Origin of the sequence: Winogradskyella vincentii (genome assembly GCF_020166345.1) — a bacterium.
GTDB classification, from domain to species: domain Bacteria; phylum Bacteroidota; class Bacteroidia; order Flavobacteriales; family Flavobacteriaceae; genus Winogradskyella; species Winogradskyella vincentii.
The window spans coordinates 366,447-379,546 of record NZ_JAIUJS010000003.1 but is presented as its reverse complement, the minus strand read 5'-3'; the positions used below and the strand labels follow the sequence as shown (position 1 = coordinate 379,546).

The following is a 13,100-nucleotide window of genomic DNA, read 5'->3' as shown; positions in this document are numbered from 1 at the left end:
TCGCTTTTTTGAGCATGCAGTATGTGTACTCTCAAAACCAGAAAGAAGCAGATAGTTTAAAACGTATTTATGAAAGTGGAGAGCGAAATGGTGAGGCCAAGCTAGAGCTTCTAAACAATCTTGCCTTTCATTCAACCAGTAATTTTAAGGAGTCCATAGGTTATGCCGATGAGCTAATTAATGAAGCACTAAAATCTTCCAACTATTTATATGTATATAGAGGTTATATCCAAAAAGGACAGACCTATAGAATCGCGGGAAATATTACCGAAGCGCTAAATACATTCATTAAAGCTAGTGAAATAGCTGAAAAATTGAAGAATGAGAAATATTTAGGTGGAGGTTATTTAACCATTGCAGATACTTATTCTGAAATTGAAAATAATGCGAATGCAGAACTATATTACCAAAAGGCAATTGCAATATTAAGTCGAACTGATGATTATATCACCTTAGGTAGTGCTTATTTAAACTCTGGCTATCACTATTACCTCAAGAAAGAATATGACCAAGCCCTTGCAAACTATAAAGCTTCTAATGCTATTTTTGATAAGTTAGAATATCCTATTGGCATAGCTTATAATATTGGTAATATAGGTATGGTATATGCTGAACAGGGACGAGACTTAGAAGCCATGCAAAGCATTAATGAGGCTATTGAAACCTTAGAACAATTTGAAGATTACTATGCTATTTCTGAGTATTTATCTTCAATGTCTAATGTATATGTTAGTCAAAAGAAATTTAGTAAAGCTCTAGAATATGATCATAAAAGCCTCGACATGGCCAAAAAATATGGCCTCAAAAAGCAAATAAGTGCTTCAAATTTTAGTTTATCCAATTTATATGAGAAATTAGGTAATACCGACGCTTCACTACAACATTTTAAGGAGCATGTATTGTACAGGGACAGTATTAAAAATTTAGAGGCAATTGAAAATATGGCGAACATGCGTACAGATTTTGAAGTCGCACAAGAACAGGCTAAAACCACCATTTCAGAACAAAAACGCAAAAACCAGAAAATTATACTTTGGTCCACCATTGGTGTATTATTTTTGATAGGCATATTGGCAATTGGTTTATATAATCGTAACAAATACATAAAATCTACTAACAAAATAATAGCGACAGAAAAAGAACGTTCGGATCAATTGTTATTAAATATATTGCCTGAAGACACCGCGCAAGAACTTAAAGATAATGGTAGAGTGGAAGCCAAGAAATTTCCTTCGGTTACGGTTTTGTTTTCAGATTTTAAAGGCTTTACAAGTTATGCCGAAAAACTTTCACCTGAGGAATTAGTTGATACTATTGAGTACTATTTTTCTAATTTTGATTTGATAATGGATAAGTATGGCCTAGAGAAAATCAAAACCATTGGAGATTCCTATATGGCTGTCGGTGGATTGAGTTTTGATAAGGTAAATCAGGCTAAAGAAATGCTATTGGCAGCAAAAGAAATGAATGATTTTGTTTCTAAGGCAAAAATCGATAATATTACTTCTGCAACTTTTGATATTAGAATTGGTATAAATACAGGACCTGTGGTGGCAGGTGTGGTTGGCACAAGAAAGTTTGCTTATGATATTTGGGGAGATACGGTTAATATAGCATCACGCATGGAGAGTAATTCTAAAGCAGGCCGAATTAACATATCAGAAAACACTTATCAAATCATTAAAAATGACTTTGACTGCGAGTACAGAGGTGAATTAGCAGTTAAAAATAGAGGTGAAATGAAAATGTATTTTGTAAATACTTAAAATTAGAATATGGCTCAAGATCCAAACAATTATTGGGAACAATTAGAACGCTTAGAAAAACTTATAAAGAACTCTGAATTTAAAGCAGGAGTCGTGTTTTCGTTTCATAGTCTTATTTTAGGTTTATTTATTGATCGCTTGAATGAATTCAAGGATATTTTAGTCGAGGATATTTTTTTGTTGATTGTCACTATTTGTTGGATAATCTTGGTTTCTATATCTGTATTTTATTGCTTTAGATGTTTTAAGCCTGCTATGGAAATGAACTACGACCGTAATGTCTTTTTCTTTATGGATGTAATTAATCGCTTTGAAAATGTAGATGAATTTACAAAGGAAATTATTAAAGTTTGTGGATCAAAAGATGAATTATACCAAAAGCTAGCAGAACAAATACATGCAGAAAGTAAAATTATTGATGCCAAATTTAAAAATGTGCAAAAATCCATTCTTTTCTTTACAATAAGCGTGATATTTGCGTTAATTTTCGCACTTTATTTAGCAATATTTTCTTAGTTAATTGGCTATAAACCATAAAAAAACCGATTGTACAATCGGTTTTAAAAGTTGAATTAATAACTAACTTAATTTGCTTTACGCTGACTTTCTTTTAATATCCACATTTTGTTTTAGGTGCAATAAACCTGCTACAATAGCATCAAGCTCATGCTCTAAAAACCTTGGATTTCTTTTACTAAAACCTTTTATTTCATTGGCATATAGTTCAATTCCACCGTGTTTAATGCACACACTGTAAATATCGCTGTCTGCATCTAGGTTTATTGAAGTTCTGTAATCACTGAATGAAAGTAACCAGTAGCCTAGACTATTAATCTGGTTAAATAAAGAGAAATTTGTATCCATAATAATTAAGTTTATAAAATAGATTGTGGGGCAATCTGAGAACTAAATTAAATAGAGAAGAAGCTAGGCTTAGAATTTTTTGATAAAAGTGCCTTTAAGTCCGATTAAAAACACTTCATTTTTTCGATTCTCGACAAACGGTACGGTTTTGATTAATTTCTTAGGAAAATTTATAATTTTCTTTTGAGTTATTTACTTCAAAAAGAACTATATTTAATTGCCTTGAATTAAGCCATAATTTAATTATACTTCTAGTGGTAATCTTATTGATAACCATATAGTTATGGTAATATCTAATAGAAACTAAAACTATAAACCAACCATCAGATTTCCTCATTATGAAAAAATTGTCATTAGTTGTTCTGAGTATTCTTCTCAGTTTCAGCTCAGTTTGTGATGCCCAAAAAAAATCAAAAAAGAATAACACGACAAAATCGCCTTTAGAAGAAATAAGCATTTCAGGCCTTAAATGGCGTAATGTTGGCCCAGCGCTAACTTCAGGTCGAATTTCAGATTTTGCATTTAATCCTAACAATCCCTTTGAGTATTATGTAGCAACATCTTCTGGTGGCGTTTGGAAAACTATAAATTCTGGGGTAACCTATGAGCCAATTTTTGACTCTGAAGGTTCATATTCTATTGGTTGTGTTACTATGGATCCTAATAATTCTAATGTTATTTGGGTGGGTACTGGTGAGAATAATAACCAACGTTCTGTGGCATATGGAGATGGTATATATAAATCCATAGATGGCGGGAAATCTTGGAGGCATATGGGACTTAAAAACTCAGAACATATTGGTAAAATTATTGTACATCCAGGCAATTCAAATATTGTTTATGTAGCAGCTATTGGTCCATTATGGAGTAAAGGAGGAGAAAGAGGCCTTTACAAGACTGAAGATGGAGGAGTAACTTGGAATTCAATTATAAAAGTAGATGCACATACAGGTGTAAATGATGTGGTAATGGATCCAAGAGATTCTAACGTTCTTTATGCTTCAACTTTGCAAAGACGACGTCATGTATTTACTTATGTAGGTGGTGGGCCAGGTTCCGCAATGCACAAAAGTGTAGATGGAGGCAAAACTTGGACAAAGATTAATAAAGGCCTGCCAAATGAAGAGTTGGGTCGGATAGGATTAGCTATTTCACCTGCAAACCCAGAAATTATATATGCTATTGTAGAAGCGGCAAATGGTAAAGGTGGTTTTTTTGCATCAACTAATAGAGGTGCTAGCTGGGAAAAACGCAGTTCACATGTTACAAGCGGCAATTACTATCAAGAAATAATTGCTGATCCTGTGGATGAACATACTGTTTATTCTATGGATACTTGGATGTCCGTTACACACGATGGTGGTAAAACCTTTAATATGGTTGGTGAGGACACAAAGCATGTCGATAATCATTGCATGTGGATTAATCCTAACAATAATAAGCATTGGGTTGTAGGTTGTGATGGTGGTATTTATGAAACCTTTGATGCGGCTAAGACTTGGGATTTCAAAAAGAATTTACCTGTTACTCAATTTTATAAGGTTGCAGTAGATAACGATTATCCATTTTACAATATATATGGTGGTACTCAAGATAACTTTAGTTTAGGAGGACCATCTAGAGTATTAACCAACCATGGTATAAGAAATTCGGAATGGTTTATTACCAATGGTGGTGATGGTTTTGAATCACAAATAGACCCTAATAACCCAAACATAGTTTATGCACAATCGCAATATGGTGGTTTGGTTCGTTTTGATAAGAAAAGTGGTGAAACTGTAGGTATTAAGCCAAAAGCAAGAAAAGGCGAGAATGCCTATCGCTTTAACTGGGATGCACCTTTAGTAGTAAGTAGGCATGTACCAGGCAGATTATATTTTTCTGCGGAAAAGGTATTTAGATCAAATGACTATGGTAATAGTTGGAATGTAATCAGTGAAGATCTTTCACAACAAATTAATAGAAATAGCCTCAAAGTATACGATCGTGTGGTAAGTATTGATGCTGTTATGAAAAATGGTTCTACTTCCCTTTATGGAAGTATTGTAGCATTTTCAGAGTCACCATTAAACAAAAATTTATTAGCGGCTGGTACAGACGATGGACTTATTCATATTTCGGAGGATGGAGGACAGAATTGGAAAAAGATTTCTAATATACCAGGAGCTCCAAATCAATCTTACGTAAATAGTGTTTATCTGTCTAGACATAATGAAGATGTTATTTATGCTGCCTTTAACCATCATAAATATGGTGATTTTAAACCTTATGTTTTTATATCTTCAAACAAGGGTGAAAGTTGGACAGCTATACAATCTAACTTACCAGAACGTGGCAGTGCCTATGCAATTGAAGAAGATCATGTTGATGAAAATTTAATATTTGTAGGTACAGAATTTGGTGCTTTCTTTTCTCCAAATCAAGGAAAAAACTGGAAACAACTAAAAAATGGATTACCAACTATTGCTGTTAGAGATATTGCCATACAAGAGCGTGAAAATGATTTGGTTCTAGGAACATTTGGTCGTGGATTCTATGTTTTGGATGATTATTCAGTATTGCGTGAAGTTGAAAATTCAAAACCTACAGATAATGCAAAAATCTACCCTGTTAGAACAGCATTGATGTGGGAGCAAAGTAGTCCATTGGGATTACCAGGTAAATCATTTCAAGGTGATAATTTTTATACTGCAGAAAACTTAGGTCCTGAAGCTGTTATTACCTATTACTATGGTTCAGATTATAAATCATTGAAGGATGAGCGTCAAAAAAAGGATAAGGAATTAATTAAGTCCAGTAAGGATACACCGTATCCTAGTTATGATGCTTTAAAAGCAGAAAATGAAGAATCAAAGGATGAGTTGGTATTTACGATAAAAGATTCTGAAGGCAAGGTTGTCAAAAAAGAATTCAAACCCGCTAAGAAAGGTATTCAACGTTTTCATTGGAATTTAAGATACACGCTTCAAAATCCAATAAATCTCAATAAGCCTAGGTTTTACAATCCATTTGGAGGAAGAGATGAAGGTACTTTAGTAGCACCAGGTACATATACTGTAGAAATGGGTATGCTCAAAGGTGGTGAATTAACATCACTAACTGGCCCAGTTAGTTTTGAAGTAAAAGCGCTTGACAATGTTGAAATGCAAGCAGAAAACAGAGTTGAAAAAGTGGCTTTCCAAAAAGCCTTAGCGAAACTACAAGCTGATTTTGGTATTGCACAGAATCTAATGTCTGAATCTAGAAATAAATTGAGATACATAAAAGCAGCAATTAAACGTGCTGAACAACCTCTTGGTAACTTAGCGTCAAGTGTTAAAGCTCTTGAAGATGAGTTAGATGATGTTCAGATTTCAATGTATGGTGATCCTGTTAAACGTAGATTAGATATTGACCAACCACCATCTCCAGCAAGTAGGCTAGGATCTATTGGTTACGAGCAAAAGTATTCAACAGCAACTCCAACTAAAACCCACCGTAATAGTTATGAAATTGCGAAAGACCAGGTGAGTGTTATAAAGTCTAAAATGGAACGAATATTTAATGTAGATCTTAAGAACTTAGAACAAAAACTAATAGATGCTGGTGCACCTTACACACCAGGACGTGGTTACGAAAACAAAAATTAAACTGAAAAATTATATGAGAATTTTAATGATTTTAGGGCTGTTATTCTTTACGATAAATACAACAGCGCAGAAAAAAGTAATGCAACATGAAGATAAGGCCTTATGGAACCGTATTAGAAATGTTGAAGTTTCAAATTCAGGTGATTATATGCTTTATAATCTTGGACCAGAGGAAAAAGACCAAACACTTCATGTACAAGATATGGATGGCAGAAAAATAATGACCTATGAACGCAGTAAAGGTGGCGCATTTTCATATGATTCTAAACATGTAGTGTTTGCAGTCAATGCCTTAAAGGATAGTATTAGAGAAATGAAGCGGAAAAAGGTGAAAAAGAAAGATTTACCAAAGGATTCTTTACTGATTTATAATTTAAATAGTAAATCACTGCAGAAGATTCCGAATGTTAAATCTTATAAAATGCCAGAAAAATGGTCGGGAATAGTTGCTTATATGTTAGAAGCACCAAAACCTGCCAAAAAAGATACTTCAAAATCAAAAGAGAAAGATACCACTAAAGTTAAAAAGAAATTAAAAAAGGTCTCTAAAGACAATGGTTTTCATCTGGTAATAAGAAACCTAGAAACAGGTGTTGAAGACACTCTTAAATACGTACATCGCTATGCTATGGCTAAGGAAGGCCATCATCTGGTTTATGCAACTTCAGGTACAGTAGATAGCCTTGGAGGTGGTGTATATCATTATGATGTAGATAAAGCCTCTAAGACCTTGCTAATGTCCAGTCACCATAAAACTAAATATCCTCAGTTGGGTATATCAGAATCAGGTAGACGCGTTGGATTTGTGGTAGATGCGGATTCAACTAAAAGCTTAATAAAAATGCCAAAACTCTATGCTTGGAATCAAGGAGATACTACTGCTAAATTAATAGCAGATTCTGAAGGAAATGGCGCAAATATGTTGGTTTCTAGTGATGAACAATTAAGATTTTCAAAAAATGAAAACCGCTTATTCTTTGGTTTACGAACAACTCCAATTGTTCAAGACACAACCTTACTTGATGAGGAAATCGTTAACGTAGAAGTTTGGACTTATGATGAACCTAGATTATATACTGTTCAAGAATTAGATGTAAAAGACGATAAGAAAAAAGCGTATATGAGTTTATACGATTTTACCAGCAATAAGATGATCCCGGTTGCCGATACAGAATATGACTTAGCAAGATACAGTGATGAAGGAAATAGTAGATATGCAGTTTTAGGTAACCAAACGCCTTATTTATTGCAGAGTCAATGGACAGCTCAACGTCCAATGGATATGCAACGCATAGATCTAAGTACTGGCGAACGTACTGATATGGCTAAGAAGGTTTATGGAGGAAGTTCAATAAGTCCAAAAGGAAACTATCTTTATGGCTATAGTCGAAAGGATAGCACTTGGTATACTTATAACCTTAACACTTTAAAGTATACTGCATTAACGAAGGGACGTCAATTTTATAACGAATTACACGATTATCCAGATGACCCATACAGCTACGGTTATGCAGGGTGGACCGAGAATGACGCTAAATTCCTGATTTATGATCGTTTTGATATTTGGTCGTTTGATCCTGATACTGGAAAATCAGAAAATTTAACTAATGGTAGAGCATCTAAGGTTCGTTACCGTTATGTAAAGTTAGATAATGAAGAAAAATCAATTTCTGATAGTAAAAATTGGATGTTAAGCACATTCAATGAAGGCAATAAATATGGCGGAACGGCTAGTTATAATCCAAAACGAAAGTCACTGAAACAATTAGTAGAAGGACCATATTCTTATGGTCAATTTACAATGGCACAAAACGATAAAAAGAATCGACTTGTGTTCACTAGACAGTCTTTCACAGATTTTCCTAATTTTTGGAGTACTGATCTTTCATTTAAATCACCAAAGCAAGTAACAGATGCCAATCCACAGCAAGATGATTATAACTGGGGAACTTCAGAAATGGTAGAGTGGACCTCTTTAGATGGTAAATCTTTAAGAGGTATGTTGATTAAACCTGAAAATTTCGATCCTAATAAGAAATACCCATTAATCGTTAATTTCTATGAGAAAAGCTCTGATGGATTGTATCGTCATCGTGCACCAAGCTATGGTCGTAGTACTATAAACTATCCGTTCTATGCAAGTAGAGGTTATGTAATTTTTAATCCAGATGTATATTATCGCGATGGTTACCCTGGAGAAAGTGCTTTTAACTGTGTTATTCCAGGAGTTACCATGTTAATTGAAAAGGGCTTTATAGACAAGGATAATATTGGAGTTCAAGGTCATAGTTGGGGAGGATATCAAATCGCATACCTGGTTACCAAAACAGATATTTTTAAAGCTGCTGAATCTGGTGCTCCTGTTCCAAACATGATTAGTGCTTATGGTGGTATTCGTTGGTGGACAGGTCTAAGCCGTCAATTCCAATACGAACATACACAAAGTAGAATAGGAGGTACACCTTGGGAATATCCGCAACGCTATATTGAAAATTCTCCGATTTTCAATATCGATAAAATTAATACACCACTATTAATAATGCATAATGATGCTGATGGTCACGTGCCTTGGTATCAAGGAATTGAGTTTTTTGTGAGTCTAAGACGTCTTGGAAAACCTTCATGGTTCTTGAATTATAACGACGAGCCTCACTGGCCACTAAAAATGCAAAATCGTGTGGATTTCAATATAAGAATGGCGCAGTTTTTTGATCATTATTTAAAAGGAGAACCTAAACCTGTTTGGATGGATCGTGGTGTGCCTGCCCTTGAAAAAGGCATTAATCAAGGTTATGATTATGTAGAAAGTGACAAAGACTGAAAAACTAAATAAAATCAACCACAAAACATAAAACAAATGAAATCAATTTTGAAATGGGGTATGTTATGGGTGTTTTTGCTCATAATTACTTTTCCTGCACAAGCTCAGGATATTGATAGTAAAACCTTCAGTGGTCTTAAAATGCGAAATATTGGACCAGCATTCACTTCTGGTAGGATTGCTGATATTGCTATGCATCCAGATAATGAAAATGTTTGGTACATAGCCGTAGGATCTGGTGGTGTTTGGAAGACGACAAACTCAGGTACAACTTGGAAACCAATTTTTGACAAACAAGCGTCCTATTCCATTGGTGCAATAACAATTGACCCAAGCAATCCTCATACTATTTGGGTTGGTACCGGTGAAAATGTTGGTGGTCGACATGTGGCTTTTGGAGATGGTGTTTATGTGAGTCATGATGATGGTGCTTCATGGAAGAACATGGGTTTAAAAGCTTCAGAACATATCTCAAAGATTGTTGTTCACCCAGAAGACTCAAATGTAATTTGGGTCGTTTCCCAAGGCCCTTTATGGACTTCAGGTGGTGAAAGAGGAGTCTATAAATCAGTTGATGGTGGTAAATCTTGGAAAAGAACTTTAGGTGATGATAAATGGGTTGGTGCCACTGATATGGTCATTGATCCACGCAATCCAGATGTGCTTTATTCTGCTACTTGGCAACGTCATCGTACTGTTGCTGGTTACTTAGGCGGAGGACCAGGATCAGGTATTTATAAAAGTACAGATGGTGGTGATACATGGACTAAATTAACAAAGGGAATACCTAGTTCTAATCTCGGTAAAATAGGGTTAGCTATTTCACCTTTTAATCCAGATGTTATTTATGCTGCTATTGAGTTAAATCGAAGAGAAGGTGGTGTGTTTATGTCAACAAACAGAGGTGCATCGTGGAAGAAACAATCTGATGCAGTCTCTGGTGGTACAGGTCCACACTACTATCAAGAATTATATGCCTCTCCACATCATGAAGGTAAATTGTTTTTAATGAACAACTACGTGCAAATTTCTGATGATCACGGTAAAACGTTCTACACAATGAATGAAAAGAATAAGCATGTTGATAGTCATGCCATGGCATTCAAAGCATCAGATCCTAACTATGTATTGTTTGGAACTGATGGTGGTTTGTATGAGAGTTTCGATTTAACAAAAAGCTGGAAATATATTAGAAATTTACCAATAACCCAGTATTTTAAATTAGCAGTAGATGATTCAGAACCATTCTATAAAATATATGGTGGTACCCAAGACAATGGCTCGCATGGTGGACCTTCACAGACTACCTATTCTGATGGTATTACCAATTCTGATTGGTGGAAAACATTGGGTGCAGACGGCCATCAATCCGCTATAGAGCCAGGAAATCCAAATATAACATATGGTGAGTTTCAACAAGGCGCACTTTGGCGAATTGACCAAACTACAAAGGAAACCGTCTTCATTCAGCCTCAGGCTAGGGAAGGAGATCCTTTTGAAAGATTCAATTGGGATGCACCAATTTTAGTGAGTCCACACGATCCTACGCGTTTATATTTTGCTTCACAGCGTGTTTGGCGTTCAGATAATAGAGGAGATGATTGGACTCCAATTTCAACTGACCTGACTTTGAATCAAGAGCGTATGACCATTCCATATTATGGAAAACAACAAAGTTGGGATAATGCATGGGATGTAGGTGCAATGTCCAACTATAATACCATTACTTCTTTAGCTGAATCACCAAAACAAGAAGGGCTTATTTATGCAGGTACTGATGATGGTATTATTCAAACAACAGAAGATGGCGGAACTACTTGGAGAAAATTCAATTTAAGTTCAATTAAAGGATTAGGCCACGTTCCGTTTGTTAATGATGTTCGTGCTGATTTATTTGATGCTAATGTGGTTTATGCTGCTGTAGACAATCATAAATACGGCGATTACAAACCTTACATCTTAAAAAGTACAGATAAGGGTAAAAACTGGAAAATTATAAATGGTGATTTACCAGAACGATTATTAGTTTGGCGATTGGTACAAGATCATGTGGATAAGAATCTCATGTTTGCAGCAACTGAGTACGGTGTTTATTTCACGTATAATGGTGGTGATAATTGGGTGAAATTAAGTGGAGGAGTACCTACTATTTCTTTTAGAGATATTACCATTCAAAGACGTGAAAATGATTTGGTTGCGGCATCATTTGGTAGAGGGTTCTTTATTCTAGATGATATTACACCGTTACGAAATTTTAATCCATCTATGTTATCTCAAGAAGCAACATTGTTTCCTACTAAGGATGCATATTGGTATAGAGAAGCGAGTAGAGTAGGTAGTCAAGGTGATGCAGAGTATAAGGCACCAAATGCACCTTTTGGAGCACGATTTACGTACTATATGGCTGATTCCGTTAAATCGCTTAAGGACGAACGTAAAAAACGAGAAAAAACCAATACGGATTTCCCTGGATGGGAAGCATTAGAAAAAGAAATTAACCAAGATGGTCCTTTGGTTCTCTTTATAATTAAGGATTCTAATGGAAACATAGTAAACACAATAAAAGGAACCAATAAAAAAGGGTTCAATCGTGTGAATTGGAAACTCAATTATCCTAATAAGCGAGGAGAGCGTTTATCACAAAAAGGTGATGGTATTGGTACTGGTAATATTATGGTTACGCCAGGAACTTATACTGCAACATTAGTGAAACGTGTAGATGGTGTAACAACTACTTTGCAAGGGCCACAAACATTTAATGTGGTGCCAATGTATGATGGAGCGTTACCAAGAAAATCATACGATGAGATGAACGATTTTAGAAATTCTGTATTCACATTTCAACAAGATCTCACGGCAACAAATATGCTAATGAACCAACAGATGCAAAAAGTAGGTGCTATGAAACGCGCTGCGAATAAAACTACAGCACCTAATGATGCCTTGTTACGTGATATTAATGATGCTAGACTACAATTGCTAGCGATTCAAAAAACATTGAGTGGAGATGCGGTTAAAGGTCAAATAGGCGAAAAATCTAATCCAACAGCAAATGATGGTGGTGGAATTGGACGTGCCTTGGGTAATACATATGGTCCAACAGGAACACACAAAGCCTTATTAGAGCGTGTTAAAAAGCAACTTAATGAGGTAAAAACAAAATTAAAAACTGTGTCTGAGACAACACTTCCTAATATTGAGAAGCGTTTAAAAGAAGCTGGAGCGCCATGGATTGAAGGCCAAGGTCTCATTAAAAACTAGTAGAATTAATGCATCTCTATAAAGGGATGCAGCAATAGAAAAACCCTAGGCTCAATACTAACGCCTAGGGTTTTATTTTCGCAGAATTAGTTTACAGGAAACTAAAGCCAACTAATTAAGGCTAGGATTAATTCTAATTTGATTCTTAATTTCCATCATGTCTGCGAATAACCAACTCTTGCTGATTTTTTCATCTGTGATTTGATAGATAATTGTAAAAGGAAACTCAACCGTTTTATTGGTAGGAGGGATACCCATTAATTCTCCTTTGTGAACACCTTTAAATCGTGCTCTAACAACTACTTTATCATCTTCACATATGTAATCATCTGCAAAAAGCTCGTACTTAGGGAATGCAGCTTCAAAAAAAGCTATATGCCCTAAAAGTTCAGGATCACTTACGTAAATATTGCTCAGCTCCGGTGTTTTAGCTTTTCCACTGATGGCTTCCCAATATTCTTCAACAAATTTTTTATTAATGATTGTTACCATGCTTATATGTTATTAGTTAATGAATAATTGATTTCTAATCATACTGATTAGTTGGCGCCAAGTAAATAAAGAAGTGTGATATCTGAAATGATTTTGATCAGTTTATATAACATAAAGTAATGATTGTTAATAACTTATGAACCTTAAATGAAAAACCCTAGAAATATATCGTCCAATTCTAGGGTTAACCATCTAACTAAATAACTAATAACTTTGATTAATAGCCAACTATAATTATATCGAAGACATTTAAAAATGTCATCATAA

General features: G+C 35.0%; 7 protein-coding genes. 5 read left to right on the top strand and 2 right to left on the bottom strand.

Annotated elements, in window-relative coordinates; translation table 11 throughout:
• The first annotated feature begins 14 nt into the window (after positions 1-14).
• The gene (locus tag LBV24_RS07555; RefSeq protein ID WP_224477998.1) at positions 15-1,766 is read left to right on the top strand and encodes an adenylate/guanylate cyclase domain-containing protein; all 1,752 of its coding nucleotides are present in this window, start codon (positions 15-17) and stop codon (positions 1,764-1,766) included.
• Between the two features lie 9 nt (positions 1,767-1,775).
• A complete protein-coding gene (locus tag LBV24_RS07550; RefSeq protein WP_224477996.1) occupies positions 1,776-2,282 on the top strand; it encodes a Pycsar system effector family protein in 507 nt (168 codons plus the stop codon).
• A gap of 78 nt (positions 2,283-2,360) precedes the next feature.
• Here the strand turns inward: LBV24_RS07550 and LBV24_RS07545 are convergent, their stop codons facing one another.
• The gene (locus LBV24_RS07545) at positions 2,361-2,630 is read right to left on the bottom strand and encodes a hypothetical protein (RefSeq protein WP_224477995.1); all 270 of its coding nucleotides are present in this window, start codon (positions 2,628-2,630) and stop codon (positions 2,361-2,363) included.
• Positions 2,631-2,968: 338 nt separating this feature from the next.
• Here LBV24_RS07545 and LBV24_RS07540 point away from each other — a divergent pair, with 338 nt between their 5' ends.
• From LBV24_RS07540 to LBV24_RS07530, 3 genes are read left to right on the top strand one after another with little or no spacing between them, the layout of a single operon-like run.
• Entirely contained in the window at positions 2,969-6,259 is a 3,291-nt protein-coding gene (locus LBV24_RS07540; RefSeq protein ID WP_224477994.1) for a glycosyl hydrolase, read from the top strand.
• Between the two features lie 13 nt (positions 6,260-6,272).
• Positions 6,273-9,080, top strand: coding sequence for a S9 family peptidase (locus tag LBV24_RS07535; protein WP_224477992.1), 2,808 nt, complete (start codon positions 6,273-6,275; stop codon positions 9,078-9,080).
• Between the two features lie 36 nt (positions 9,081-9,116).
• Positions 9,117-12,341, top strand: a complete 3,225-nt coding sequence (locus tag LBV24_RS07530) for a VPS10 domain-containing protein (protein ID WP_224477991.1) — start codon at positions 9,117-9,119, stop codon at positions 12,339-12,341.
• Between the two features lie 111 nt (positions 12,342-12,452).
• On the opposite strand, the gene LBV24_RS07525 is transcribed toward LBV24_RS07530, so the two are convergent.
• Positions 12,453-12,833 carry an ester cyclase gene (locus LBV24_RS07525; RefSeq protein WP_224477990.1) on the bottom strand — a complete coding sequence of 127 codons (381 nt, stop codon included), beginning with the start codon at positions 12,831-12,833 and terminating at the stop codon, positions 12,453-12,455.
• Positions 12,834-13,100 lie beyond the last annotated feature (267 nt).

Bases quoted from the DNA above. Each gene is read 5' to 3' on its own strand.
- LBV24_RS07555 (WP_224477998.1), top strand. From the start codon at position 15: ATGCAGTATGTGTACTCTCAAAACCAGAAAGAAGCAGATAGTTTAAAA.
- LBV24_RS07550 (WP_224477996.1), top strand. From the start codon at position 1,776: ATGGCTCAAGATCCAAACAATTATTGGGAACAATTAGAACGCTTAGAA.
- LBV24_RS07545 (WP_224477995.1), bottom strand. From the start codon at position 2,630: ATGGATACAAATTTCTCTTTATTTAACCAGATTAATAGTCTAGGCTAC.
- LBV24_RS07540 (WP_224477994.1), top strand. From the start codon at position 2,969: ATGAAAAAATTGTCATTAGTTGTTCTGAGTATTCTTCTCAGTTTCAGC.
- LBV24_RS07535 (WP_224477992.1), top strand. From the start codon at position 6,273: ATGAGAATTTTAATGATTTTAGGGCTGTTATTCTTTACGATAAATACA.
- LBV24_RS07530 (WP_224477991.1), top strand. From the start codon at position 9,117: ATGAAATCAATTTTGAAATGGGGTATGTTATGGGTGTTTTTGCTCATA.
- LBV24_RS07525 (WP_224477990.1), bottom strand. From the start codon at position 12,833: ATGGTAACAATCATTAATAAAAAATTTGTTGAAGAATATTGGGAAGCC.